General features: G+C 64.2%; 23 protein-coding genes. 10 read left to right on the top strand and 13 right to left on the bottom strand.

What is annotated here, in order from left to right:
* Nucleotides 1-34 precede the first annotated feature (34 nt).
* Nucleotides 35-1,249 carry an MFS transporter gene (locus ACQ4W0_RS24045; protein WP_436579047.1) on the top strand — a complete coding sequence of 405 codons (1,215 nt, stop codon included), beginning with the start codon at nucleotides 35-37 and terminating at the stop codon, nucleotides 1,247-1,249.
* A 164-nt stretch (nucleotides 1,250-1,413) separates the two neighbouring features.
* Here the strand turns inward: ACQ4W0_RS24045 and ACQ4W0_RS24040 are convergent, their stop codons facing one another.
* On the bottom strand, nucleotides 1,414-2,097 hold the full coding sequence (locus ACQ4W0_RS24040) for a pentapeptide repeat-containing protein (RefSeq protein WP_436579046.1): 684 nt from the start codon (nucleotides 2,095-2,097) through the stop codon (nucleotides 1,414-1,416).
* A 309-nt stretch (nucleotides 2,098-2,406) separates the two neighbouring features.
* Here ACQ4W0_RS24040 and alaC point away from each other — a divergent pair, with 309 nt between their 5' ends.
* From alaC to ACQ4W0_RS24020, 4 genes are all read left to right on the top strand, one after another.
* Nucleotides 2,407-3,624 (top strand): alanine transaminase, encoded by a 1,218-nt coding sequence (gene alaC / locus ACQ4W0_RS24035; RefSeq protein ID WP_436579045.1) that lies wholly within the window; start codon nucleotides 2,407-2,409, stop codon nucleotides 3,622-3,624.
* Between the two features lie 365 nt (nucleotides 3,625-3,989).
* Nucleotides 3,990-6,278 carry a 5-methyltetrahydropteroyltriglutamate--homocysteine S-methyltransferase gene (gene metE / locus ACQ4W0_RS24030; protein WP_436579044.1) on the top strand — a complete coding sequence of 763 codons (2,289 nt, stop codon included), beginning with the start codon at nucleotides 3,990-3,992 and terminating at the stop codon, nucleotides 6,276-6,278.
* A gap of 209 nt (nucleotides 6,279-6,487) precedes the next feature.
* Complete coding sequence (locus ACQ4W0_RS24025) at nucleotides 6,488-6,658, top strand: hypothetical protein (RefSeq protein WP_436579043.1); 171 nt, start codon at nucleotides 6,488-6,490, stop codon at nucleotides 6,656-6,658.
* Between the two features lie 368 nt (nucleotides 6,659-7,026).
* Entirely contained in the window at nucleotides 7,027-8,616 is a 1,590-nt protein-coding gene (locus ACQ4W0_RS24020; RefSeq protein WP_436579042.1) for an aspartate:alanine exchanger family transporter, read from the top strand.
* A gap of 17 nt (nucleotides 8,617-8,633) precedes the next feature.
* Here ACQ4W0_RS24020 and ACQ4W0_RS24015 read toward each other — a convergent pair whose 3' ends face one another.
* The gene (locus ACQ4W0_RS24015; protein ID WP_436579041.1) at nucleotides 8,634-9,578 is read right to left on the bottom strand and encodes a LysR family transcriptional regulator; all 945 of its coding nucleotides are present in this window, start codon (nucleotides 9,576-9,578) and stop codon (nucleotides 8,634-8,636) included.
* Between the two features lie 114 nt (nucleotides 9,579-9,692).
* Here ACQ4W0_RS24015 and ACQ4W0_RS24010 point away from each other — a divergent pair, with 114 nt between their 5' ends.
* The 5 genes from ACQ4W0_RS24010 (at nucleotide 9,693) to ACQ4W0_RS23990 (ending at nucleotide 13,804) form a co-directional block, all read left to right on the top strand.
* On the top strand, nucleotides 9,693-10,310 hold the full coding sequence (locus tag ACQ4W0_RS24010; RefSeq protein WP_436579040.1) for an FMN-dependent NADH-azoreductase: 618 nt from the start codon (nucleotides 9,693-9,695) through the stop codon (nucleotides 10,308-10,310).
* A 199-nt stretch (nucleotides 10,311-10,509) separates the two neighbouring features.
* Entirely contained in the window at nucleotides 10,510-11,700 is a 1,191-nt protein-coding gene (locus tag ACQ4W0_RS24005; RefSeq protein ID WP_436579039.1) for an acyl-CoA dehydrogenase family protein, read from the top strand.
* A gap of 16 nt (nucleotides 11,701-11,716) precedes the next feature.
* Complete coding sequence (locus ACQ4W0_RS24000) at nucleotides 11,717-12,862, top strand: acyl-CoA dehydrogenase family protein (RefSeq protein ID WP_436579038.1); 1,146 nt, start codon at nucleotides 11,717-11,719, stop codon at nucleotides 12,860-12,862.
* Nucleotides 12,859-13,356, top strand: coding sequence for a MaoC family dehydratase (locus ACQ4W0_RS23995; RefSeq protein ID WP_436579037.1), 498 nt, complete (start codon nucleotides 12,859-12,861; stop codon nucleotides 13,354-13,356). The genes ACQ4W0_RS24000 and ACQ4W0_RS23995 overlap by 4 nt, the downstream gene beginning before the upstream one ends.
* Nucleotides 13,349-13,804, top strand: a complete 456-nt coding sequence (locus tag ACQ4W0_RS23990; RefSeq protein ID WP_436579036.1) for a MaoC family dehydratase — start codon at nucleotides 13,349-13,351, stop codon at nucleotides 13,802-13,804. The genes ACQ4W0_RS23995 and ACQ4W0_RS23990 overlap by 8 nt, the downstream gene beginning before the upstream one ends.
* 10 nt (nucleotides 13,805-13,814) lie before the next feature.
* Here the strand turns inward: ACQ4W0_RS23990 and ACQ4W0_RS23985 are convergent, their stop codons facing one another.
* The 11 genes from ACQ4W0_RS23985 to ACQ4W0_RS23935 all read right to left on the bottom strand — a co-directional run bounded on the left by ACQ4W0_RS23985 (nucleotide 13,815) and on the right by ACQ4W0_RS23935 (nucleotide 26,129).
* The gene (locus ACQ4W0_RS23985) at nucleotides 13,815-14,738 is read right to left on the bottom strand and encodes a diguanylate cyclase domain-containing protein (RefSeq protein WP_436579035.1); all 924 of its coding nucleotides are present in this window, start codon (nucleotides 14,736-14,738) and stop codon (nucleotides 13,815-13,817) included.
* Nucleotides 14,735-19,216, bottom strand: coding sequence for a PAS domain-containing protein (locus ACQ4W0_RS23980; protein WP_436579034.1), 4,482 nt, complete (start codon nucleotides 19,214-19,216; stop codon nucleotides 14,735-14,737). The genes ACQ4W0_RS23985 and ACQ4W0_RS23980 overlap by 4 nt, the downstream gene beginning before the upstream one ends.
* A gap of 275 nt (nucleotides 19,217-19,491) precedes the next feature.
* On the bottom strand, nucleotides 19,492-19,842 hold the full coding sequence (locus ACQ4W0_RS23975; protein ID WP_436579033.1) for a YgiW/YdeI family stress tolerance OB fold protein: 351 nt from the start codon (nucleotides 19,840-19,842) through the stop codon (nucleotides 19,492-19,494).
* 27 nt (nucleotides 19,843-19,869) lie between these two features.
* Complete coding sequence (locus ACQ4W0_RS23970) at nucleotides 19,870-20,442, bottom strand: prepilin-type N-terminal cleavage/methylation domain-containing protein (protein ID WP_436579032.1); 573 nt, start codon at nucleotides 20,440-20,442, stop codon at nucleotides 19,870-19,872.
* A gap of 89 nt (nucleotides 20,443-20,531) precedes the next feature.
* A complete protein-coding gene (locus tag ACQ4W0_RS23965; RefSeq protein ID WP_436579031.1) occupies nucleotides 20,532-21,254 on the bottom strand; it encodes a hypothetical protein in 723 nt (240 codons plus the stop codon).
* On the bottom strand, nucleotides 21,254-22,027 hold the full coding sequence (locus ACQ4W0_RS23960) for an ABC transporter permease subunit (protein ID WP_436579030.1): 774 nt from the start codon (nucleotides 22,025-22,027) through the stop codon (nucleotides 21,254-21,256). The genes ACQ4W0_RS23965 and ACQ4W0_RS23960 overlap by 1 nt, the downstream gene beginning before the upstream one ends.
* A gap of 11 nt (nucleotides 22,028-22,038) precedes the next feature.
* Nucleotides 22,039-22,755, bottom strand: coding sequence for a type II secretion system protein (locus ACQ4W0_RS23955; protein ID WP_436579029.1), 717 nt, complete (start codon nucleotides 22,753-22,755; stop codon nucleotides 22,039-22,041).
* The gene (locus ACQ4W0_RS23950; protein ID WP_436579028.1) at nucleotides 22,752-23,471 is read right to left on the bottom strand and encodes a hypothetical protein; all 720 of its coding nucleotides are present in this window, start codon (nucleotides 23,469-23,471) and stop codon (nucleotides 22,752-22,754) included. Before ACQ4W0_RS23950 ends, ACQ4W0_RS23955 begins: the two co-directional genes overlap by 4 nt.
* Nucleotides 23,468-23,896, bottom strand: a complete 429-nt coding sequence (locus ACQ4W0_RS23945; RefSeq protein WP_436579027.1) for a hypothetical protein — start codon at nucleotides 23,894-23,896, stop codon at nucleotides 23,468-23,470. The genes ACQ4W0_RS23950 and ACQ4W0_RS23945 overlap by 4 nt, the downstream gene beginning before the upstream one ends.
* The gene (locus tag ACQ4W0_RS23940; RefSeq protein WP_436579026.1) at nucleotides 23,893-24,597 is read right to left on the bottom strand and encodes a hypothetical protein; all 705 of its coding nucleotides are present in this window, start codon (nucleotides 24,595-24,597) and stop codon (nucleotides 23,893-23,895) included. The genes ACQ4W0_RS23945 and ACQ4W0_RS23940 overlap by 4 nt, the downstream gene beginning before the upstream one ends.
* Nucleotides 24,594-26,129: a hypothetical protein gene (locus ACQ4W0_RS23935; RefSeq protein WP_436579025.1), complete on the bottom strand. Its 1,536-nt coding sequence runs from the start codon at nucleotides 26,127-26,129 to the stop codon at nucleotides 24,594-24,596. The genes ACQ4W0_RS23940 and ACQ4W0_RS23935 overlap by 4 nt, the downstream gene beginning before the upstream one ends.
* Between the last annotated feature and the right edge of the window lie 3 nt (nucleotides 26,130-26,132).

Below are 26,132 nucleotides of genomic sequence, written 5' to 3'. Positions count from 1 at the left end.
AATGGCCACATCCCTACCGAACCGAGGAAACAACATGAACAAGGCCTCATCTTCTGCTTCCCACGACATTTCCCCTGCCATGGTGCTGTTGCTGGCCATCGCTTCCGGCCTGATCGTGGCCAACCTGTATTACGCGCAAACCCTGGTCGGGCCCATCAGCGCCTCGACGGGCCTGTCGGCCAAGGCGGCCGGGCTGATCGTCACCCTGACGCAAGTGGGCTATACCCTGGGCCTGCTGTTTGTCGTGCCGCTGGGCGACTTGCTGGAAAACCGCCGCCTGATCATCACTGCCTTGCTGGTGACGGCCACGGCGCTGGTGGCGGCGGCCCTCTCCACGGGCGCCGTGGTGTTCCTGGCCGCTGCGCTGGCCATCGGCCTCGGTTCCGTGGCGGCGCAAGTGATCGTGCCGTTTGCCGCACACCTGTCGCAGGAAGCGACGCGGGGGCAAACCGTGGGCAAGGTGGTCAGTGGCTTGTTGCTGGGTATCATGCTGGCCCGTCCCGTGGCCTCGCTGGTGGCCGCGCACGCGAGTTGGCACGTGGTGTTTGGCGGCGCCGCCGTGCTGATGGTACTGCTGGCGCTGGTGCTGCGCCGCGCCTTGCCCGTGCGCCAGCCCGTCTCGAACATGCGCTATCCGGCCCTGATGGCGTCCTTGTGGCACTTGCTGCTGGGCACGCCCGTGCTGCGCCGCCGCGCCGCCTATCACGCTGGCCTGTTTGGCGCTTTCAGCCTGTTCTGGACCGTCACGCCGCTGGTGCTGTCCAGCCCCGCGTTCGGCCTGTCGCAAACGGGCATCGCCATCTTTGCCCTGGTGGGCATGGCGGGCGCCGTTGCCTCGCCCATCGCCGGCCGCCTGGCCGATGCGGGCCACACTTTGCCGGCCACGGCCGCCGCGCTGGCGTTGGGCATCGTCGCCTTTGCCTTGCCCATGTTGGCGCCGGAATCGAAACATGTGGCGCTGGGCTTGCTGGTGGTCGCCTCCATCGTGCTCGACATGGGCGTGGCGGCGAATCTGGTGCTGGGCCAGCGCGCCATCTTCAGCCTGGGCGCGGAAGTGCGGGGCCGTTTGAACGGCCTGTATTTCGCCCTGTTCTTTGCCGGCGGCGCAGCCGGTTCGGCCATCGGCGCCTGGGTGTATGCCAGCTACGGCTGGCCAGCAACCTTGCTGACTGGCATGGCGTTTCCGGGCCTGGCACTGCTGGTGTGGTTGGCAGAATTTTTACCGCAGGCCACGCGCCGCACGGCTTGAAACCCTGATGGCGGCTCATTATCACTGACGGGAATTTCTATCATCATGAATATAAAGTGGCGTGATATGCCACGATGCCGCAAGATGCACTTGTCTCCTCTATCTCCTCCAAGGAAATAGATTCAGCCCGCTTCTATAGCGGGCTTTTTTTTGCTTTTTTTAAATTAAATCACCACCAGATCGAGCGCGCGCATGAAGTTGGCCGCCTGCGCATGTGTGATGACGGCGCCTTTCAGCAAGGCCGCTTCGCTCAGCTTGAAGCCGTCGATGTCGGCGCCGCGCAAGTCGGCGCCCTGGAATTTCGCCAGCTTGATCGTGGCATTGCGCAAGCTGCCCCCTTCGAAGACGGCGTCGCGGAAATCGCAGCCAGCCAGGTAAGCGTCGGAAAAATCCAGCTGTTTCAATATCGCCTTGCGGAAAGAAAAGCCGCGCAAGTCGGCGCCCACCAGCAGGCTGTCTTCGAAGGTGAGGCCCAGGTGGGCCACTTCCTCGAAAGACGCGCCCGTCAGCTTGCAGCCGCGGAACGTGACCGAGGCCAGCTTGGCGCGCCGCCATTTCGTGTTGTTCAGGTCGCAGCCTTCGAACGTGGCGTCGACGGCGTCGACGGATTCGAAATCGGCGCTGCCAGCGCGGCAGCGGCGCCAGGTGCTGCGCGCCAGCTTGCTGGCGAACAAGCTGGTTTCGGCAAAGGTGCAGCGCTCGAAGGTGCAGCCCTGCAAATCGAGGCGCGACAAGTCTTCGCCGTCGAACACGCAATCGATGAAGTGGTGCACAGGCAGGGCCAGTTGCTGCTCGATGCCGGCGCGGTCCAGGGTCATGCCGGTTACTGCTGTGTCGTGTGTTGCCATCCGTCTCATTCCTAAAGTAATGCAGGGGAGGGATGGCGCGGCGGAAAACTTGCACGAACCAGACCGCCTCCCCGGCTGGTGTAACAGCCAAAGGTCAGCGCCGTGGGTCCGCGTGGGCGGGAGCATGCTGGACGGTGCCAGGCACATACCGGGTTACCAACCGGTGCGCTCATTTTCGATCAGTGCGTATTGTAGCGCGTCCGAAATGGCCTTGCCAGTCCTTGCGGAGCCGGGTTAGTATCGTCACAGGCGTAGCTACTGCGCCAACGTCGCTCGGACGGATCCGGGCGCTTACGTATAGAGATAACCATGACCGACAGCCAAGCTCCGCGCAGCTTTTCGCGCATCAATCGCCTTCCCCCCTACGTTTTCAATATCACCGCCGAGCTCAAGATGGCCGCGCGCCGCCGTGGCGAGGACATCATCGACATGTCGATGGGCAATCCCGATGGCGCCACGCCGGCCCACATCGTGGACAAACTGGTCGAGACGGTGAAACGTCCCGACACGCACGGCTATTCTGCCTCGAAGGGCATTCCGCGTTTGCGCCGCGCCATTGCGCACTGGTACAAGAAGCGATACGAGGTCGACATCGACCCGGACAGCGAAGCCATCGTCACCATCGGCTCGAAAGAGGGCCTGGCCCATTTGATGCTGGCGACACTCGACCGTGGCGACACGGTGCTGGTGCCCAACCCCAGCTACCCGATCCACATCTGGGGCGCCGTGATCGCCGGCGCCGATATCCGCTCCGTGCGCATGGGACCGGGCGTGGATTTCTTTGCCGAACTGGAACGTGCCATCCGCGAAAGCTATCCGAAACCGAAGATGATGGTGCTGGGCTTCCCGTCCAACCCCACGGCGCAATGCGTGGAACTGGAGTTTTTCGAGCGTGTCGTTGCGCTGGCAAAGCAGCACAATATTTTGGTGGTGCATGATCTGGCGTATGCCGACATCACCTTCGATGGCTGGAAGGCGCCTTCGATCATGCAGGTGCCCGGGGCGCGCGACGTCGCCGTCGAGTTCTTCACCATGTCGAAAAGCTACAATATGGCGGGCTGGCGCATCGGCTTCATGGTGGGCAATGCGGAACTGGTGGCGGCCCTGGCGCGCATCAAGAGTTATCACGACTATGGCAGTTTTACGCCCGTGCAAGTGGCGGCCATCGCGGCGCTGGAAGGCGACCAAAGCTGCGTGACGGAAATCTGCGCCCAGTACCAGCGCCGCCGCGACGTGCTGGTGAAAGGCTTGCATGAAGCGGGCTGGATGGTGGAAAAACCGAAGGCATCGATGTATATCTGGGCGCATATCCCGGAAGCGTACCGCCACCTGGGTTCGCTGGAGTTTGCCAAGCTGCTGCTGCAAAAGGCCAAGGTGAGCGTCTCGCCCGGTATCGGTTTCGGCGAATACGGCGATGAATACGTGCGCTTCGCCCTGATCGAAAACGAGGCCAGGGTGCGGCAAGCCTTACGCGGCATCAAGAATATGTTGCGTTCTGGCGACGGAAAAGTGGAGGCGGCAGCGTAAAAAGTTGCCACATGGAATGATCTGTTACCCCTAATATCACTGCTGCGTATTTCTGACATCACGAATATAAAGTGGTTTTATATGCTGCGACGCGGCATCATGTACTTGTCTCCTCTATCTTCCTCCAAGGAAATAGATTCAGCCCGCTCTCGCAGCGGGCTTTTTTTTGCCTGTCGTTTTGGCCCGGGTTCCGGCCGGCATGCTCGGCGAACGAGGCGGTCGACTTCGCGCAGCACGGCCAGGTGGATGCGTTCGAGCATGAGTTCGCATGAATATTAATCATTGATATATGAAGTTTTACCATTATTTTTCATGAATGGAAGCCTCTATGATGTATTCACACTTCACGAGGAGGCATTACCACCATGACCGTCACCACACACAATTTGGGCTACCCGCGCATCGGCGCCAAACGCGAACTGAAGTTCGCCCTGGAAGATTACTGGAAGGGTCAAAGCAGCCAGGAAGCGCTGGAAGGCCATGGCGCCGAATTGCGCCAGCGCCACTGGCAAGACCAGAACGCGCTGGACCTGGCGCCCGTCGGTGACTTTTCCTTCTACGACCAGGTGCTGGACCTGAGCTTTACACTGGGCAATTTGCCGCAGCGCGTGCGTGGTCTGAGTGGCGCGGCACTCGATAACTATTTCCGCGTGGCCCGTGGCCGCTCGGCCAGCGACAGCGATTGCAGCTGCGTGCACGCCGGTGAAATGACGAAGTGGTTCGACACCAATTACCATTACATCGTGCCGGAATTTGCGGCCGGCACGCAATTCAAGCTCGACAGCAGCCGCTTGCTGCAGCAACTGGCGCAAGCGCGCCAGTTGAAAGTGAAAGCCAAGCCCGTGCTGATCGGCCCTGTCACCTACTTGTGGCTGGGCAAGGCCAAAGACGATTCCGACAAGCTGGCGCTGCTGCAAGGCTTGCTGCCCGTCTACGTGCAATTGCTGCAGGAATTGGCTGCCCAGGGCGTGGAGTGGGTGCAGATCGATGAACCGATACTCGTCACGGAACTCGACAGCGCCTGGCAGCAGGCGCTGGTCACGGCCTATGATGCCTTGAGCAAAGTCAATAACGTCAAACTGCTGCTGGCCACGTATTTCGGCAAGCTGCAAGGCAACCTGGAACTGGCGTGCAAATTGCCGGTCCAAGGCTTGCACCTGGACGCCATCAACGCCCGCGATGAAGTAGGGCAAGTGATCGCCCAATTGCCTGTGACCAGCGTGCTGTCCCTGGGCGTGGTGAATGGCCGCAATATCTGGAAGACGGACTTGAACGACGTGCTGGCATGGCTGGAACCCGTGCACCGCAGCTTGCAGTCGCGCCTGTGGATCGCCCCGTCGTGTTCCTTGCAGCACGTGCCCGTCGACCTGAACAGTGAGCAAAAGCTCGATGCCGATATCCGCTCCTGGCTAGCCTTTGCCCGTCAAAAACTCGATGAAGTGCATACCATCGCCGGCGCACTGAACCAGGGCCGCGCCTCCGTGCAGGCGGCGCTGGATGCCAATCATGTCGCCGTTGAGGCGCGCCGCCAGTCGAGCCGCGTGCACAATGCGGAGGTGAAAGCGGCCGTGGCGCGCATCGATGCGACTTTGGGCCAGCGGGCCAGCGGCTATGCCGTGCGTGCCGCCAAGCAAGCTGCATTGCTGCAACTGCCGCTGTATCCGACGACGACCATCGGCTCCTTCCCGCAGACGGAGGAAATCCGCCAGGCGCGCAGCCAGTATCGCAGCGGCCAGCTGGACGAAGCCAGCTACAAAAAGCTGATGCAGGCGGAAATCGCCCATTGCGTCAAGGAACAGGAAACCCTGGGCCTGGACGTGCTCGTGCACGGCGAAGCGGAACGCAATGACATGGTGGAATACTTTGGCGAACAGCTCGACGGCTACGCCTTCAGCCAGTTCGGCTGGGTGCAATCGTACGGTTCGCGCTGCGTCAAACCACCGATCCTGTTCGGCGACATCAGCCGCCCCCGCGCCATGACGGTGGAGTGGAGCACCTACGCCCAGTCGCTGACGGACAAGCCGATGAAAGGCATGCTGACGGGCCCCGTCACCATCTTGAACTGGTCTTTCGTGCGCGACGACCAGCCCCGCTCCGTATCGTGCTACCAGCTGGCGCTGGCCATCCGCGCCGAAGTGCAGGACCTGGAACGGGCTGGCATCCGCGTGATCCAGATCGACGAGGCGGCACTGCGTGAAGGCTTGCCACTGCGCAAGTCGCAATGGGCCGAATACCTGCGCTGGGCTGTGGAATCGTTCCGCATCACGGCCAATGGCGTGGCGGACGAAACGCAAATCCACACGCATATGTGCTATTCGGAATTCAACGACATCATCGCGCAGATCGCTGACATGGATGCGGACGTCATCACGATCGAAACCTCGCGTTCCGACATGGAATTGCTGGACGCCTTTGATGACTTCAACTATCCGAACGAAATCGGCCCTGGCGTCTACGACATCCACTCGCCCAACATTCCAAGCCAGGAACAAATGGTGAAACTGATGCGCAAGGCGGCCGAGCGCATCCCCGCGCAGCGCCTGTGGGTCAACCCCGATTGCGGCCTGAAGACGCGCGGCTGGAAAGAGGTCATTCCCGCGCTGGCCAACATGGTGGCGGCAGCAAAAACCTTGCGCGGCGACAACGCGGCCTGAGGATGGCCGGGGGAGCGGGTAGATATAGGGAATAGCTATTTCTATCATCACAACATGCAATTGGATAATGATGCTGCGATGCGGCATCATTCAGCTGTCTCCTCTACTTCCTCCAAGGAAATAGATTCAGCCCGCTTCCGTAGCGGGCTTTTTTTTGGCCGTTACCCCTTATCGCGCCAGCTTTCACAGCTTCATCGCTGAATCTCCCCTTGTTTAACCATACACATAAAGGAGGCAAGCTGACGCAGCCTTTATTTCGTGCCCTCGGCATGTTGGCGCTGATGGCGCTCGGCGCCAGCTCGGAGGAGCGGCACCCGTTTGAGCGCCATTTGGCCCTGCTGCGTCCGGTCACGCTCGCAGCGCTGCCCGATATGGTATAGCCGGCCGGTACGTTGCTGTGCCCCTTGGCGCAGTATCAGAGTGAGCTGCGCGACCCGGCGCCTGCTGCGGAGTCACGCGCGCAGTAGGAAGCCATCGAAAGTACATCATTTATTGAACGGTCTGAACGAGATATTGATAAAGCATATTTCTATCATCACAACATGCAATTGGATTGTTATGCTGCAATGCGGCATCATTGCACCTGTCTCCTCTACTTCCTCACAGGAATTAGATTCAGCTCGCTCCCGTAGCGGGCTTTTTTTTGCCCATTTTTGACCGCAAACGTGCGCACGCTTGCTTGTCATCATCGCCATCGTGTTGCTTTTGTGCATGCTAAACTGGGCCTTCTCCAGATCAAGGTTGTTCGATGCTTCAATTATTTCGCCACACGCTGGAGTCCACGCCCATCCTCGCCCTGTTTCTTGTCATCGGCGCCGGTTATGCGCTGGGACGCATCAGCGTGTTCGGCTTTTCGCTGGGCGTAGGCGGCGTGTTGTTCGCGGGGCTGGCGCTGGGCGCATTCGCTCCCGGGGCCGTGCCGCCGCCGATGGTCGGCTCCATCGGTCTGCTGTTGTTTCTGTATGGCATAGGCGTGCAGTATGGCGTGCAGTTTTTCGCAGGCTTGCGCGGCGCGGGGCAGAAACACAACCTGATCGCCTTTGCCGCCGTCATGGGCGGCTTGGCCGTTTCCGTCTGGGGCGGACAATGGATCGATATTTCCCTGCGCATGGCCAGCGGCGTGTTTGCCGGCGCCATGACCAGCACGGCGGCCCTGCAGGCGGCGCTGGAAGCGTCGCACGGCAATGGCGATGCGGCCGTCGGCTATGCCGTCGCGTATCCGTTCGGCGTCGTCGGTCCCATGCTGGGCCTGTACCTGGCCGGGCGCATATTAAAACCCGTGCTGACGCCGCCGCCGGCGCCCATCGTCGTATCCGAAATTACCATCGACGAAGCCAAATTGGCGGGCGCTGCCCTTTCCGAACTGGCCGATGGCCCGCTGGCGGGCGTGCAAGTGATTGGCGTGCGGCAGGGTCACCAGAACCGCTTGCCCGATCCGGGCCTGGTGCTGGGCGTGGGCGACGCCTTGATGGTGTCGGGCACGGTGGCGGGCGTGGAAGCGGCGCGCACGGCGCTGGGCCACCTGGACCCGGGCCGCCTGATGAAGGATCGCAGTGCGTTCGACGGCACGGAAGTGTTCGTGTCGGATGCGGAAATCGTCGGCGTGCCCCTGGGTGAGCTGAACCTGGCGAAAGACTTTCCCCTGCAAATCGCCTTCATACGCCGCGGCGACGCCATGATTTTGCCCCATCCGTTCCTGACCCTGGAATTTGGTGACCGCGTGATGGCCATTGCGCCGGCGAAACATGCGTCCGATGTGCGCAAGCTGTTCGGCAATTCCATCACGGCCACGGCCGAGTTCAGCTATGTCTCGCTGGGCATGGGCATGGTGCTGGGCGTGCTGCTGGGCCTGGTGCCGATCCCGTTGCCGTGGATAGGCTCGTTCAGCCTGGGCCTGGCGGGCGGCCCGCTGGTGATGGCGCTGATACTGGGGCGACTGGGCCGCGTGGGCAAGATCAGCTGGCGCTTGCCCCTGTCGGCCAACCTGGTCATGCGCAACTATGGCTTGACGATTTTCCTCGCCTCCGTCGGCATGGCGTCCGGCTTGCCTTTCGTGCAGCAGGTGGGCGCCGATGGCTTGCCCATGCTGGCGCTGGGTGCCGTGACGGTGCTGGTGGTGGTGGCGCTCGTGGTGATTTTGGGCAAAGTCTTCCTGCGCCTGCCGTTTCCTGAATTGCTGGGCATTGCGGCCGGCGCCACGGGCAACCCGGCCGTACTGGTATTCGCCAACCGCCTGGCCAAGTCGGATCGCCCGAACCTGGGCTACGCCATGATTTTTCCCAGCATGACCATCGTCAAGATCGTCGCCGTGCAGGTGCTGCTGCATTTGTATGGCTGATTGCGGCGAGGATCATTTCATGACAGACGCCGTGTGAGGTCGTCCAGCAACCATCGCCCGGCAGGCCCGAGCGTGAGGCCACGCTGATGCGCTGCATAAATCGTCAGCCCCTCGCGGGGCGTTGGATCGTGCTCGATTTGCAGCGCAACCAGGCTCCCGGCGGCAATGAGTGGCAATACGAGATGGTCGGGCATGCGGCACCAACCGAAACCGCCGAGCAGGAAATCCAGGCGCCGGCCGAGATCGACGAAGCGCCAAAGTTTCCCGCTTGCAAGCCCGAAGTTCCCGCTACCAGGATTGACGGGGTCTGACAGCACCAGCTGGGCATGCGGCTCCAGATCGGTCTGCGTCGCCGGACGTCCTAACGCAGCAAGTGGATGCCCTGGCGCCACCACAGCCTGCATGCCGACACGCAGCAGCGGATAGGCGGCAATGTCGTCTGGAATGGACGGCAGCAGCAAGCAGATCCCGATGGCGGCCCGGTCATTTCTCAGGCGCCGCAGCGAACCGCCCAGGCCTTCCGTTGAAAAGCTGACGGGCAGATTGGGAAACGTCAGGCTCAGTGCAGACAGGCTTTCGATCAAGGGTGCCGTCGGCACGAGAGGATCGATCGCAATGACCAGCTCCGGTTCCAGGCCCGAGCGCGTACCCATTGCCACGCCCTCGAAGCGGGCAGCGCTTGCCAAGACCAATCGCGCCTGCTCAACGAGAACCCTGCCAGTCTCGGTCAGGCGCGGGCGGTGGCCACTGCGGTCAAACAGCAGCACGCCTTGCACATCCTCCAGCGTCGCTATGGCCTGGCTGATGGCCGATTGCACGCGACCAAGTTGTCGACCGGCGGCAGAAAAACTGCCCGTATCGGCGATCGTTACCAGTACCCGCAACTGATCGAGCGTCAGACTTCCAATCAAAATAGCTTCTCCATGGCGCACTCCATCACAATTATCGATGGATTTCATCATATTTTAATCTCTATCGGGAATAAAGTTGCGGCGATATATTGTGGGCACATAAGCAGCCTGATCGACAAGCCTGCTTCAGGCGTTTCCCTCAGTACACTTTTTAAGGATGATGGTATGACTAAGCTATTGGTAATCGAGACCAGCCCTCGTGGCAAACACTCCGTGTCGCGCAACATGACGCGTCGTTTTGTGCTGGACTGGCGTGCTGCGCACCCGGAGGGTGTAGTGACCGAACGCGACCTCATGGAGGCCGGACTGCAGTTTGTCAACGCTGCCTGGTTGCAAGCCTACTTCACCCCTGCGCAGCAGCATACTCCCGAGATGGCGAACGAGTTACGGCTCTCGGACGAACTCGTTGCGGAACTGCTGGCCGCCGATCACATTGTCATTGCAACGCCCGTCTATAACTATAATGTTCCGGCAGTGCTCAAGGCATGGATCGACCATGTCGTTCGCAAGGGATTGACGCTGGGCTTCGATGGACGCGGCCTGGTGACTGGCAAGAAGGCAAGCGTATTGATCGCATCGGGTGGCGTGTATACCGAGGGATCGCCGATCCAGCATCGCGACATCGCCACCCAGTATCTGCGCCTGGTACTTGGCGTGATCGGTATCAGCGACGTAACCTTCGTTGCCGGTGGCGGGGCCAAGGCGGTCGATCTAGGCGAGGAAAGCATGGAACGCTTTGTGGAGAAACACGGCGCGGATATCGGACGCGCTGCGAGCGTTTGATGATCGACGCTCGCGGCGCCAGCGGCCTGCGACTGCGGCCGGCCAATCCCGGCCAATTCCAGTCAGCGCCAGCCTTTGTAAAAGGGCTGGTGCTACTCTCATTCTGTTGTACAATCCTTGAGAACGGTCGTGCTTTTTTGTGCGCTGAGCTTCCTTGCGTGCAGTCATCACGGCAACCGATAAGAACAAGGAGACAGACATGGACCTGCATTACACGGCCGAGGAGACGGCGTTCCGCGACACGGTGCGCGCCTTCCTCGACACCCATTTGCCGGCGGACTTGCAGCGCAAGGTGCGCCAGCATCTGCGCCTGAAGCGTGATGATTATGTGCGCTGGCACAAGATTGTCGCGCAGCAAGGCTGGGCCGCGCCGGCCTGGCCCATCGAACATGGCGGCACGGGCTGGACGTCCGTGCAGCGCCACATCTGGGAAGACGAGTGCGCGCGCGCCGCCACGCCACCGATTTTGCCGTTTGGCATCAACATGGTGGCGCCCGTCATCATGGCCTTCGCCAACGCCGAACAAAAAGCCTATTACTTGCCGCGCATCCTGAACTGCGACGACTGGTGGTGCCAGGGTTATTCGGAGCCGGGCGCCGGTTCCGACCTCGCTTCCCTGAAAACCACGGCCCAGCGCGACGGCGACCATTACATCGTGAATGGCCAGAAAACCTGGACCACGCTGGGCCAGCACGCGGACATGATTTTTTGCCTGGTGCGCACGGATAGCACGGTGCGCAAGCAGGAAGGCATCAGTTTCTTGCTGATCGACATGAAAACGCCGGGCATCACCGTGCGTCCCATTATCATGCTCGATGAAGAACACGAAGTGAATGAAGTCTTCTTTGACAACGTACGCGTGCCCGTCAGCAACTTGGTGGGCCAGGAAAACAAGGGCTGGACTTACGCCAAATATCTGCTGGGCCACGAGCGCACGGGCATCGCCGCCGTGGGACGTTCGAAGCGTGAATTGACTTTCCTCAAGCAACTGGCCATGCAGCAAGCCAAGCGCGGCGCACCGCTGCTGCACGATCCCGCCTTTGCGGCCAAGGTGGCCCACCTGGAAATCGAACTGATGGCGCTGGAAATGACGGTCTTGCGCGTCATCAGTGAAGAAGGCAAGGGGCCGGGACCGCAGGCCTCGATGCTGAAGGTGCGCGGCTCGGAACTGCAGCAGCAACTGACGGAATTGATGGTGGAAGCCATCGGCCCGCAAGCCTTGCCCTTCGACCCTGACTTCCTCGACGGCAGCGCGCCGCACAGCAGTGGCGGCGACGACCTGGCCGCGCCGCTGGCCGCGTATTACTTCAATTACCGCAAGACATCGATCTATGGCGGCTCGAATGAAATCCAGAAAAACATCATCACGCAGATGATCCTGGGCCTGTAAGCCAGAAGGAGACGACATGGACTTTCATTTTAATCAGGAACAGCAGCAATTTGCCGACGCGCTCAGGCGCTGGGTCGACAAGGATTACCGCTTCGAAACGCGGCAGAAAATCATCCACTCGGTCGCGGGCACGTCCGACGCGGCCTGGGCAACCCTGGCCGAACTGGGCATGACGGCCTTGCCGCTGCCGGCCGGCGCGGGCGGCTTCGACGGCACGGCCGTGGACATGCTGCTGGTGATGCAGGAACTGGGACGTGGTCTGGTGGTCGAACCGTATCTGGCCACCGTGCTGGGCGCGCGCTTCCTCACCCTGGCGGGCGGGCACGATAGCGTGCTGGAACAGGTCGCCGGCGGCAGCCTGAAGCTCGCGTGCGCGCTGGGCGAACGGCAGTCGCGCCACGACATGCACGATATCGCCACTACGGCCACGGCCAGCGGCGACGGTTTCGTGCTCGACGGCGAGAAAACCGTCGTCATCCACGGCGCGCAGGCGGGCGCGCTGATCGTCTCGGCGCGCAGCAACGGCAGCCAGGATGACACGGATGGCATTTCTTTATTTCTGGTGCCCGCCGACGCGCCGGGCGTGCGCGTGCGCGACTACCGCACCATCGATGGCCAGCGCGCCGCCACCGTAACCCTCGTGCAAGTGGTGCTGGGGCATGACGCCCTGGTGGGCCAGGCGGGGCAGGGCTGGCCCGTGCTCGATGCAGCGCTCGACTATGGCGCCGCCTTGCTGTGCGCGGAAGCCGTGGGCGCCATGGACGCCATCTTTGCCGCCACCCTGGAATACCTGAAGACGCGTCAGCAGTTTGGCGCGCCGATCGGCAAGTTCCAGGCCTTGCAGCACCGCATGGCCGACATGTTCATACACCTGGAGCAGGCGCGCGCGATGGCCATGCTGGCCGCCGCCAAGGTCGATAGCGCCGATGTGGTGGAGCGCCGCCGCACGGTGTCCGCCGCCAAGGCGCGCGTTGGGCTGGCCGCCACCTTTGTCGGCCAGCAAGCCGTGCAATTGCATGGCGGCATGGGCGTCACCGATGAATTGCCTGCCGCCCACCATTTCAAGCGCTTGAGCATGATCGCCCTCACCTTGGGCGACGTGGAGCACCATATCGAGCGCTTTATCGCCCAGCCGGGCTTTTTGCCGACGGAGATCGCATGACCGCATTGACCGGAATCAAACCCAAGCACTGGTATTTCGAAGATTTCACGCAAGGACTGGAAATCGACCTGGGCCAGCGTCACGTGACGGAAAAAGAAATCATCGCCTTCGCCACGGATTTCGACCCGCAGCCGTTTCACGTCGACCATGCGGCTGCCGAAAAGACCATCTTCAAGGGCGTCATCGCCAGCGGCTGGCACACCTGCGGCATGATGATGCGCCTGGTGGTGGACAATCTGCTCAAGCATTCGTCCAGCATGGGCTCGCCCGGCCTGGACAGTATCCGCTGGCTCAAACCCGTGCGCGCGGGCGACACCTTGCAGCTGACCTATCAGGTCAAGGAAGTGCGGCCATCCACGTCGAAACCGGACCGCGGCATCGTCATTTCCGTGTGGAGCGTGCGCAACCAGCATGGCGAAGTGGTGACGACGGTGGAGGGCATGGGCATGTTCGGCCGCCGCCCGGTGGAACAAGGGGAGCCGTCTCGTGCGTGATATCGCCGGCATCGCCGGTTTTCAAGCGCTGGCGGGACAGCACGTGGCCATCTCCGACTGGCTGAGCATCACCCAGCAGCGCATCGACACCTTTGCCGACGCCACGGACGACCATCAGTGGATCCATGTGGACGCCGAGCGCTGCGCGCGCGAGTCGCCGTACGGCTGCACCGTGGCGCACGGTTTCCTGACCTTATCGTTGCTGCCGGCCATGCTGGCGGGCGCCTTGCACATGGCCGGCATCCGCATGGCCATCAACTACGGCTTGAACAAGGTGCGCTTTCCCGCGCCCGTGCCCGTCGGCAGCCGATTGCGCGCGCGGCTCGACATTCTTTCCGTGGAGGACGTGCCGGAAGGGGCGCAAGTGAACTGGGCCGTCACCATGGAGCGCGAGGGCGATGCGAAACCCGTGTGCGTGGCGGAGTTCTTGATGCGGTGTTATCCGTAAAAAATCAATCTCACGGCCCCTCCGACGCGCAATACCTGTCCCGTCCCGTCTGCTTGGCGCGGTACAGCAGGGCGTCGGCGGCGCGGATCAGGGCGCTGGGGTCCATGCCTTCGGTGGGCATGACGCTGGCCATGCCGAGGCTGACGGTGACGTGCGGGCCGACGCTCGATTTGGCGTGCGCGATGTGCAGGGCGCGCACTTCATCGAGGATGCGCTGGGCCACCACTTCGGCGCCGTCGCGCGTTTCCTGCGGCAGCAGGATGATGAATTCCTCGCCGCCGTAGCGCGCCAGCAGGTCGGGCGGGCGCACGGCGCAGCGGCGCAGGGCGGCGCTCACTTGCTGCAGGCACAGGTCGCCCGCCTGGTGGCCATAGGTATCGTTGTAATCCTTGAAGTGGTCGATGTCGGCCATGATGAGGGCCATCGGCACGCCGTCGCGCGCGCAGCGTCGCCATTCGCTGTCCATCGTGTCGTTGAAGCTGCGCCGGTTGGCCACGCCCGTCAGCGAGTCCGTCAGCGACAGTTCGCGCATGGCGTCGGCTTGCCGCTTGATGGTCAGCTGGCTGCGCACGCGGGCGCGCACGACGGCCGCGTTGAACGGCTTCGTGATGAAATCGACGGCGCCCGCTTCCAGCGCCCGCGTCTCGTCTTCGGGCTGGTTCAGGGCCGTGACGAAGATGACGGGAATGGCACTCAGGATGGCCGATTCGCGCAGCGCATTGCACACGGCATAGCCATCCATGCCGGGCATGACGGCGTCGAGCAGGATCAGGTCGGGCAGTTGATTATGCGCAATTTCCAGCGCTTTCTCGCCGCTCAGGGCGAACAGCACCTCGTGTTCCTCGCGCAGCAGCTGGTGCAGGATCTGGATGTTTTCCATGGCGTCATCGACGATGAGGATGCGCCCGTTCATGGCAAGGTTGGTCCAGCTCACTTGTTTTCCTCTCGTTTCAGCTGATCGAGCACGAGTATTTCCGCTTCGGAAAAATGCAATGTCTCGATCGCGTTTGCCATCGCCAGGGCCGCTTCCCGGTCTGACTGTTGGATGGCGGGGTGCAGGGCGTGGAATTGCGCCAGCGCCTTCAGGTTATTGTTGCGGATCAAGACGAGCAGTTCGGCCAGGCCGGCGCGCAGGTCGAGCGGTGCGCTGCCGGGCGTGGCCTGCGCCGGCTGCCCGCGCCGCAAGGGCGAGGGCAGGGCCCGTGCCGCGTCGATGACTTCGGCCATCGCCAGTTCCAGTTGTCCCAGCAAGGCTGCGATAGCGTGCGCGCGGCCCTCTTTCAGGGCCTTTTCAGCATCGCCAGCCAGGCTGGCGACGTGGGCGGCGCCCAGGTTAGCCGCCACGCCGCAGACGCGGTGCAGCAGCTGCGCCGCCTGCTGCGTCTGGCCCGCGGCCAACAGGCGGCGTGTTTCCTCGACGGCGTCGCCTTGCGAATTTTCAAAGCGTTTGAGCAGGGCCAGGAAGGCGCCGTAATCGCCGCCGAAGCGGTGCAGCGCCGCAGCCAGGTCGATGCCGGGCACCGTGGCCGGCACCTGCGGCATGGGCGCGACGGTATGGCCGGCCCGCACGGCGCTGTCGCCGTCGCTCTGGGGCGCCGGCACCAGCCGGGTCAGGGTCTGGATCATCTCGTCGACATCGATGGGCTTGGCCACGTGCGCATTCATGCCGCTGGCGATGGCGCGCAGGCGGTCTTCGTCCATGGCATTGGCCGTCATGGCGATGATGGGCAGGTCCGGCAAGCCCAGCGCGCGGATGGCCAGGGTGGCGTCGTAGCCATTCATGACGGGCATCTGCAAATCCATCAGCACCACGTCCCAGGCGTCCGGCGTGCCGGTGAGCAAGTCGACGGCCAGCCGGCCGTTGGCGGCCACGGCCACGCGCGCGCCCGAGTGCAGCAAAATGTATTGCGCCACTTCCTGGTTGATTTCATTGTCTTCCACCAGCAGCACGCGCATGCCTTCCAGCAAGCCCGACAGGGGCGTGGAAACGGGCGGCGCGGAAGGGACGCTGCGGCCTTCGCGTACGGCCGTCACGGCCGCCAGCAGGCGCGCCGGCGTGGCCGGTTTCGAGACGATGCCGGCCAGCATCAGGCTGTCGGCAAGGCGTTCGAGGTTTTCGCTGTCCTGGTCGGCCACCAGCATGATCACGGGCGGCAGCGTCAGGCATGCATCGGCGCGTGCCTCGGTGAGCATGGAAATGCCATCCATGCCGGGCATGGCCGCGTCGAGCAGCACAAGATCTGCCGGCGGCAAGCCGTCCAGGCCGTTGGCGTGGCGGCGCAGCAGCGCCAGGCCGGCCGCGCCGCTGTCGGCGCTGCGGCTGTGCCAGCCCTGCGCCGCGCACCAGTCTTCCAGCATGGCGCGCACGCTGGCGTTGTCGTCGATGATCAGCAGCGACAGGGCCTTGGGCGCACTCTTGCCGGTCGGCTCGGGCGGCGGCGCCACCTTGTCGAAGCGGCAGCTGAAGCGGAAGTCGGAACCCTGGCCCAGCGCGCTTGTCACGCTGAGTTTGCCCCCCATCAATTCCACCATGCGCCGGCAGATGGCCAGTCCCAGCCCCGTGCCGCCGTATTTGCGGCTGGTGCCGCTGTCACCCTGGGAAAACGCGTCGAAGATGTGTTCCTGCTCGGCCGCGCCGATGCCGATGCCCGTGTCGCGCACGGAAAACTCGAGCGTTGCGCCGGTCGCATCCTCGGCCACCTTGGTGATGGCCAGCACCACTTCGCCATGCGAGGTGAATTTGACGGCGTTGCCCACCAGGTTGGTGAGGATCTGCTCCACGCGCAAGGCATCGCCGATTAGTTCGTCCGGCACCCCGGGGTCGAGCACGAATACGGGCTCCACGCCCCGCGCCCAGGCGCTGCTGGCCAGCAACACGCCGACGCTGCCCAGCATGCGTTCGAGCCGGAAGCGGCGCTGTTCCAGCACCATCTGTCCCGCCTCGATCTTCGAGAAATCGAGCACGTCATTGACGATATTGAGCAGCGACTGCGTGGCCATCTGGATCTTGCCCACATAGCTGCGTTCGCGCCGCTCCAGCGGCGACTCCTCCAGCAGGCGCGCCAGGCCGATGATGGCGTTCATCGGCGTGCGGATTTCATGGCTCATGTTGGCGACGAATTCGCTCTTCGCCGTGCTGGCCGCCTCGGCCTTGTCGCGCGCGCGCACCATTTGCTCGTTCAGTTCGTGCAGGCGCAATTCCGTGCGCTTGAGTTCAGACACGTCCGAGGCCAGCACGAAGAAGCCGCGCACGCCGCCGCTGTCGTCGACATCGGGGATGTAGTTGGTCCACGTGTGGCACACCTGGCCGGCGGGATCGAGCAGGTCGCGCTCGAAGCTTTGCGGCCGGCCCGCCAGCACGCCATCGACATGGGGCGCATACACGTCGAACAGTTCCTGCCCCAGCAATTCGCGCATGTGGATGCCGGCCAGCTCGGCGCTGCTGCGGCCAAACCATTCATTATAGAAATTATTTGCAAAGCGGCAACGCAAGTCGGCGTCCCAGTACGACACCATGCCAGGCAGGTTGTCGGTGACGGTGCGGATGAAGCGCTCACTTTGCTCCAGGCGCCAGGTGGTGGCGTGCAGCACCTCGGTGGCGCGCTTGCGCTCCGTGATATCGATCGATACCCCCAGCACGTGGCTGGCGCGCCCCGCATCGTCGCGCAAGACCACCTTGCGCGTGGTGAAGTGGCGCGTGGTGCCGTCGGCCGTGTTGATCGCTTCCTGTTCGATTTCCACCATCTGCCCCGTGGCCAGCAGTTTGCGGTCGGCGCTGACGAAGGCGGCCGCCTGCTGCGGCGGGAAGAAGTCGTGGTCCGTCTTGCCCAGCAATTGCTCGCGTGAGCGTCCCAGCGTCAGTTCCGCGTGGCGATTGACCATTTCAAAGCTCAGCTTGTCGGCGCGCTTGACGAAGACCATGGCCGGGATGTTTTCGATGATGGTGCCGAACAGATGTTTCGAGTGGCGAAATTCCGCTTCGCTGCGCTTGCGCTCGCTGACGTCCAGCCACAGGCCCGATACGCCCAGCAACTGCTGTTCCGGGCCGAAAATTGGGTGATACGAGACGATCCAGTGGCTCAGCTGTTCGCGCTGCTGCCCGCTGTGGCCTTTCAACTCCATGTCGACGATGGGGGTGCCCGTCTCGATCACCTGGCGCACGCAGCGCTCCACCTCCGCGCGCACGGCGTCGTCGAACAGCATGGCGCCCACGGGACGGTCCAGATGCTGCGTCACGCTGGCCCCGTGGATGGCGGCCAGGTAGTGGTTGATCATGACGATGCGCAAATCCAGGCCCACGAACAGCATGCCGATGGGCGCCGTCGCGTACACGGTTTCCAGCAGGCGCGTGGATTTTTCCAGGGCCAGCGTGCGTTCGGCCACCAGGCTTTCGAGCTGCGTGCGGTGGCGCCGCAGATCATGTTCCAGCGCGCCCAGGGCGCTGGCCATGTCGGCCGACTCGCGGTCCGTGTGCTTGTTCAAAAGCAAGGGTTTACCCTGCGCCAGTGCGTGGATCTGCAATGTCAGTTCCTGCAAGGTGCGGGCCAGACGGCCACCCACGCGCCAGGCCAGGGCAAAGCCGGCGCCCAGCAGCAGGGCCAGGATGACCGAGCCCGTGACTACCGAGCCCAGCAGGGCTTCGGCCACCGTGCTGGTACGCATGGTGACGGCCACTGTCCAGCTGCTGTCGGGCGCGCGGCGAAAGCCCGTATACACATCCAGGCCTTCCAGGGTGGCATGGCGCAGCACGCCTTCGCGCGCCTGGCGTATCTGTTCCAGCAGGGGGGCCGCGCTGCGCTGGCCCACATAGCGCTGTGGCGCCAGGGTGCGCGCCACGTTGATGCCGTCGGCATTGATGATGGCCGCGCCCAGATAGGCCGGCAGGTGCAGCTCGCGCAGCAGCACGGGCAGGTAGTCGGGCGGGTACAGCGCCGTCAATACATGGGCGCCCCCCTTGTCGCGAGGCAAGGGCAGGTTCAGGGCCAGCCGTGGCACGTCGTCCGGCGCCATGAGCAGGCTGGTCAGCCGCGGCTTGCCGTAGGCGCGCGCGCGTTCCATGCTGGCGGCCCATTTTTGCGGCAAGGGGGGCGGCGCCTGGCTGGCGGGCAGGGCCGTATTGATCAACTGGCGTCCCTTGGCGTCGGAGACGATGAAGGCACTGACGGCCAGGCCCGGCTGCAACAGGCTGTCGGCCAGGATGCGCAGGGCGCCGATGTCGTCCGTTTGCAGGGCAGGCGAGGCAGCGAGGATGCGCGCGGCCATCTGCGCGCCGCTCAGGTCGCGTTCGACGGTGGCGGCGACTGCCCGTGCAGCCTGCGCCGTTTCGCTGACGACATGGTCGCGTTCGCGCGTGTAGCTTTGCGCCACGAGCAGGAGAAACACCAGCGCCGTCGGAATGACCCACGCGAGCACCAGCCATGAAATTCGTGAGCGTATCGAAGGCAAATCTTGCACCCGGAAAGCTCCCAGAATGGATGAGTCGACAGGCAGGCTCACGCTGGCGCTGGCTGACCTTGAATGAAAAGATGCTAGACGAAATTGGTCGCTCTGACAAGCCTAGTTTCTGGAATGGAAAAAAGCTTGCGCAAGGAATACAAATGCAGCGCCGCGCTGCGCCGATGGCAGGCGGGCGAAGTGCGCATCCCGCCGTGGCGGCGGGATGGCAAAGGAAGCTTACGGGACGACGGTCAGCACATCGACATCGATTTCCGGGCTTTCCATGAAGTCTCCTCCACTTCGCCACGGATTTCCACCTGGGTCCTGGCGTCGATCTTGCGGTTCATGAAGACCTTGTCATCGATGTCCACGCGGATTTCCGCCGTGCCGTCGGAAAAGGTGTATTTCTCCTTGCCCACTTTGCGCAGCAAATGGCAGCGCAGCACGACGGCCTGGTCGTCGACGGGATTTTTCAGGATGGCAGCCACGCTGCTGGGGGCGGTCGGGCCGGCCGTCGGCCCCACGTATTGGGCTTGCGCGCTGCCGGCCAGCAAGGCGCTGGCGGCGGCCAGGGAGACGACGAGTGCGCGGTGCAGTGACATGGTATTCCTTTGATAGTGACTGGCGGCTCAGAAAAAGACGGCGGTGCGGGGGATGACAGCACCGGCATTGCCATATGGCATGTTCGCCCGCACGCTGCCCGTGCTGGCCACGCCATCGTCGAGTTTGCTGTCGATCTGTTCGGCGTAGCTCTCGGGCAAGTTGTCGAAACGGATGCCATTGCCGGCGCGGCCGCCCACTTCATCGTTGTACAGGTAGACGGCGCCGCCCTGGGCGCTGGTCATGAATTGCGAGGTGCCATTGTAGGAACCCGTGATGAAGCCGCCCAGCGCCAGGTGTTGCGGCGCCAGGGTGAATTCGCGCGGCTGGCCGTCGCCGATCTGGCCGTCGCCATTGCCGTTGCCGGCCGAGTTGGGCACGTGGGTGGTGCCCTGGATATCGTCGCCGGGCAGGGCGCGGAACTTGTCCTGGTAGGCGTTGACGGCGGCCGTCAGCGCATTCGATTGCTGGATGATGTTTTTCACCTTGGCGCTGTCGATCAAGCCTTGCCCCTTAAGCACACCACCGAGCAGCAGGCCGATGATGACCAGGACGATGGCGATTTCTACGAGCGTAAAGCCGTGCTGGCGACGTGGGGGCATGGGGGATTTCCTTGGAAAAAAGTGCTGGGGCCTGGTATGGCAGTTTACTGCAAATGTTATCGGGTGCACATGGGATTTCGGGCGGCAGGTCATGGCGCCACCTTTGCTTTCTTTTCGGAAAGTTCGTCGAGCCGGTGCGCCAGGAAAGCCAGCTCGTGCGGGTCGGTGATCTGGCCGCTGGCGATCAGGCCGCCGATCAACAGGCGGGCGCTGTCGAGCTGGTCCATGTCTTCCAGGATGAACGCTTCCATCTCGCGCACCCAGGCTGGCACCTGCGATCCCGTCGCCAACTGGCGTAACGCGCGCGCATACGACAGGGCCAGCGGCAGGTCGTGCAGCTGGTGCTTGGCCACCAGCACGGCCTGCGCCATGGCGGGCCAGCGACGGTCCGGGTCGGCGGCAAAGCTGGCGGCGACAAACGCCAGCATGCGCCGCGCGCGCTGCGGATCGGCCACCCCCGCGTACACCCCGCTGGCGGCCACCAGCGCATACTGGCTGCGCGGATCGAGCGTTTGCGCCGTGTCCAGCCAGCCTGCCAGGCGCTCATAGTCGAGTTGGCGCCACGGCAGGCTGACGCCGGGCTGGTCCTCGAACGATTGCAGGTACAGCAGCATGGCCTTCGACATCGCCAGCGGCTCGCCCAGGCTGGCCAGGCGCGCCACGGCCGCTGGCGGCGGCGCAGGCAGCGGCTGCGCCTGGGCGGGAGCGTGCTGCTGCGCCAGGCGCCAGCCCAGCTGCAGCAGCAGGCAGACGGCCAGCAGCCAGCACAGGGGGCGCGGCACGCTCGACCAGGGGCGTTGGGAGCTGGTCATCAGATGTTGCGGCGGTAAAAGTCGCACAGCGCGCAACTGGCCAGCAAGCCGACATAGATGGCTGTCTGCGCCGCCACGCGGCCCAGGGCTTGCCAGTCGCCCGTCGCGTACAGCAGCCAGTCCGTGCGCGTGAAGGCGTCGAGGCGGGGCAAGAGCAGGGCCAGCATGTCGATGGCGCCGGCCGTGGCCCGCTGCACCAGGGAGTCGCCCGCGTGGGGACCGTGCGCCAGCAGTTGCAGGCTGCCCAGCATGCGCGCCAGCACATAGAAGCCGCCCGTGGCGGCCAGCGCGGGCAGGGCCTGCTGCATGCTGGCCGCGCACAGCAGGCTGAAGGCGGCGACGATCCACAGTTCTCCCAGCAGCGACAGCGCCCACAGCGCGCTGTGCGCGGGCGCGGCGAACAGCGTCATCAACAGGCCGAACAGCAAGGCGGGCACGGCCGCCAGCGCCCCGTAGCCCAGCAGTTTGCCCAGCAGGTAGGCCGCGCGCGGCATGGGCAGGGCCAGCAGCAATTCGAGGCCCCGCTCGGCCGCTTCGCGCGCCATGCTGGTGATGATGAACGTGGCCAGCAGGAAGACGCTGGCCAGGCGCAAGGTGGCCGCCAGCAGCGCCGTCTGCACGGCGCCGCTTTCCGTCAGCGCCAGTTGCTGCAGGAAGCCGGCCAGGGCGGCGCCGGCGCAGGCGGCCAGCACGAATAGCCACAGCAGGCGGCTGCGCAGCGCTTCGAGCAGCGTGTAGCGGGCGATGGTGAGGGCGGGCCGGAGCATTGACATGGGCATAGTCATCAGCGGGGCAGCCTTTGCGCCACCACCATGCGGTTGAACAGGATGTTCGGCGACAGCCAGGCGACGAGGTCGTCGAACTCGCCGCCGGGCTGCTGCGGACCGCTGGCGGCGCGGCTGATGAAGGTGGTGGCGTTCGATGCATTGTTGCGCTCGTCGACATTGTTGCCGAAAGGCACAGCCTGGCGTTGGCCCTGCACGCTCGTGGCGCCAAAGCCGTTCTTGCCGTGCGACATGATCATGGCGGGGATATCGTTCAGCGCCGTCGCCTGCAGCAGCGCGCCGCCATTGCGCGTGACGATGCTGATGTCGCGCGGCGTGGACAGGCTGAAGAGCTGGCCGCTGTCGCTGAAGGCCGGCGTTACGCTGTAGCGGAACAGATTGTTCCAGCTGTCGCCCTGGCGCAGCCCCAGCGTGGCCCATGGCAGGAAACCGGCGCGTTTTTCACCATTGCAGCGGACGCCGCGCCGGTCTTCCAGGCCATTGCCGGCGGAGATGGCGGGACACGGCAGGTAGCCATAGCGCAGCGCGTAGCCTGTCAGCGCCTCCTTCGCCTCGTCCAGCGCCTTTTGCGTCTCGGCCACCTTGCGCTGTTCCAGTTGCACCGTCAATGGCGTGACCAGGCCGCCTATCATCAGGCCGACGATGACGAGCACGATGGCGATTTCGATCAGGGAAAAGCCGCGCTGGCGGCGGTACGGCAGAGGGTGGGCGTTCATGGCAGGTTGCGCGCGGCGCGCATGCGTTGGTACAGGGTGGGCAAGGTAATCCAGCTCAGCATGTCGTCAAAGGCGCCGCCGGACAGCGCGGCATTGTCGCTGGCGGGGCGGGCGATGAAGCTGCGGCTGGCGCTGTCGTTGGCCGCTTCATCGAGATTGCCGCGCGCCGTATTGACCTGCCGCACGCCGCTGGCGGCCGTGCCGTAATGATCCTTGCCTTGCGAGAACAGCACGACAGGCAGGCACTGGGCGCTGACGTCGCATTGTTCCTGGCCCGCCACGAAGGCGAGTTCGCCGCGCGCGTTGCGATCAAGCACGACGCGGTTGGCGATGGCGGCAGACGAGACGATGGGCGCGCGCGCCATTTCCGGCGTGACGCTGTAGCGCAACAGCTTGCCCCAGGCATCAACGCCCGGCACGCCCAGCGCCACCCACGGCAAAAAGCCGCTGCACTCGGCGTCGTCGGCGCAGTCGGCGGCCCGTTCGCGCCCGTCGAGGGCGGAAGCGGCCGGACGGGGCAGGCGGCCTTGCGTGGCGGCAAAGCCCAGCAAGGCTTCGCGCGCCTGCGCCAGGGTGGCCAGGGTGCGCTGCTGACGTTCGGTCTCGCCCGTATTGCGCCCGAAGGCGCTGATCAACAGGCTGGCCGCGCCCAGGCCCAGCACGGCCAGCAGCAACAGCAGGGCGGCGCCGCGCTGGCGATGATGGCGCGGCGTCATGGCTGCGCCTCCTGCGCCTCGGTGACCGTGCCGCTGGCCGGGTCGTAGCGCTGACCGGGCTTGAGCAGCACCACCTGGCCGTTCGACAGGCGCAGGGTCAATGTGCTGGGCTTGCCACGGGCAAGGCGGTTGTGCGGCTCGTTCTGCGCTTCCTGGTTCAGCCAGACGGTGGAGCGGCCGCTGCTGCGCAGCACCACGCCATTCAATTCTACGGGCGGTGCGGGTGGTGGCGGTGGCGGTGGAGGCGCCAGGGCGGGATCGGCTGCCGGCGGCCCGTAGCGCTGCGCATCGATCTGGGCGCGTTGCTGGGGCGACAGGAACAATCGTCCCAGCTGCGGTGACTGTGTCTGTCCTTGGGCCGCGGGCGTGCTGCCAGCCAGCAGTGCGTACAGGACGAGGGTGCGCAGGACGAGGGTGCACTTCATGGCTGCCCCAGTTCAGGCACGGCCATGCTGCCCAGGGTCAGCCATAGCAGCTCGCATTCGGCGCCCAGGGTGGGCGCCGTGGCGCCCGCGGCGATTGCGTTGCCTGTACCGGCCCCGGCCGTTGCTTGGCGCTTGAGCGTGCAATCCTGCACGGCAAAATAGCCGGCCTGGCGCAAATCGTCCAACAGGTTCAGCAAATCCATCTCGTGCAGCAAATCCATCTGCAGGCGCATGCGGCTGCCGCGCAGATGATATTGCCCCATCACCATCGGCAATGGCACTTGCAGTCCTTGCTGCGGGCTGATGTCATAGCTGATCGGCAATAATTTACGCTGTTCCTGGCTGCGGCGGATGGCGTCGATCCAGGCCAGGCGGTTTTCCTCGCCGATCAGGCCGCGCTGGCGCAGGGCCAGGAATTGCGGTTCGTAGGCGCGGATTTCCTGCTTCTCCGCCTCCGCGTGGTTGAACAGGGTGCTGGCCGCTGTGCGCGTGCGGCGCGCGATGTCCAGCTGCTGCGCTTCGCGTGCGCGATAGGCGGCGCTCAGGCTGAGCAGCACCAGGCTGGCCAGCAGGGTCAGCACAAAGCACAGCAGGGCGTTGCGCACCAGCTGCAGTTCGCCCAGCCAGGCGGGCAGGGTGCGCGCGGGCGTGCCGGCCCGCTGCATGCCGGGCAAGGGTGCTTGCTTGAGGGGGCCGCTCATGGCTGCCACGCGAGCAAGAGGGTAAAGCGGGCCTGGCTATCCGGTGACGCAGCGGCGCTCTTGCCGGACAGGGCCACGCTGGGGCGCAAGTCCAGCGGCGTTTCCGTTATCGTCACCTGCAAGCCCGGCTGGCGCGCCAGGGTTTGCGCAAAAGCCGTGATGGCGGCCAGGGCGGCGCGGTAGTCATTGTTTGGCATGGCCACGTCCGCTTCCAGGCGCAGCGCTTGCGGCGGTGCAACGGGAATGCCGGCCAGGGCGCTGCTGCCCTGCAAGCTGGCGCCCGGCTGCTGCGCTGGCTGGCCCGCATGCCAGTGCAGCTGGCTGAGCGCAACCTGCGGCGCCTGGTCGAGCGCGGCGCTCAGCATGCCCAGCAGGCGGCCCGGCTCCGGCGCCTGGCTGGCGATCATCTGGCCCAGAGTCACGGCCACTTTCATGTTCTGCGTCTTGGCCGGCGCCGGCGGCTGCGCCGACATGACGATGCGGTAGCGCTCCTGGTAGGACGCCGTTTCCTGGGCCAGGCGCTGCGTGCTGGCGCCGTCGGTTATGCCGCCGAGCATGTTAATCGCGCACCACAGCGCGGCCGACCCACCGATCAGCGCGCTGGCGCCATACAGCGTGTTGCGCGCGCGCTGGAAGTGGTAATAGCGGGCCAGCGCACCGGGCGGATAGTGACTGGCGGGCGGATGCTTGCCCAGCAAGGTCAGCAGCAATTCGTCGGCCAGCGCCGGCGTCTGGCGCAAGCCCACCCGTTCGCCGGCCAGTTTCAGGTCGATGAAGTGGTAAGCCACTTCTACGCCGTTGTCGCACAGCAATTCCAGCTTGGCAATTTGCGTGGCCGGCGCCAGGATGACGGTATTCAAGACGTCGCCGCGCGCCAGCATGCGCGTGCTGGTGAGAAATTGCCGTGTCTTTTCCGTTTCCAGGGCGATATTCACGGCCACGCCGTCGAGCGCGATGGCCAGGGTCTGGCGCGAAAAGCGCAGCTGGCCTTTTTCGTAATAACTTTGCCGCAAGCCGCCCGATTGTTGCGTCACCAGCAGCAAGTGTTCGTGCGCGATCGCCAGCTTTTTCACCAGGGCAATACTCAGCAGGCTGGTCGAATAGATGCCGGCCACAGGCACGCGCAAGTGCTCGAGCGCTTCCGTCCACGGCTGCAGCAAGGTGGGATTGGTCAGCGCAAAGAACAGCACCTGGTCGTCGTGGCGGCCAGTGTCTTCGCGGCCCAGCAGGGTGCTGCCCCGGTAAGGCGTGTCGCGGTGCAATTGCTGCTTGCGCCGCTCCAGCAAGGCGCGCCCCGCCTTGCCGCGCACGTGGGGCAGCAGCTGGCGCTGGAAATCTTCCTCGATCAGGTCCGTCAGCAGGTAGGCGGGCACGGCCAGCCGCTGTGCCTGCGTATCTTCCAGCCACGCGGCGAAGTCGTCCAGCCCGGCCGCGCTGGCGGGGAAGGTTTGGCCCTGGCCCAGCACGCCGTGGTCCCAGTCGTAGGCGCACAGGGCGTCGCTGGTAATGTAGAGTAATTGTTTGCGGAACACGGC

It is taken from the genome of Janthinobacterium breve (assembly GCF_051380895.1).
Taxonomy (GTDB): Bacteria; Pseudomonadota; Gammaproteobacteria; order Burkholderiales; family Burkholderiaceae_D; genus Janthinobacterium.
This window is presented reverse-complemented; position numbering and strand designations above follow the sequence as displayed.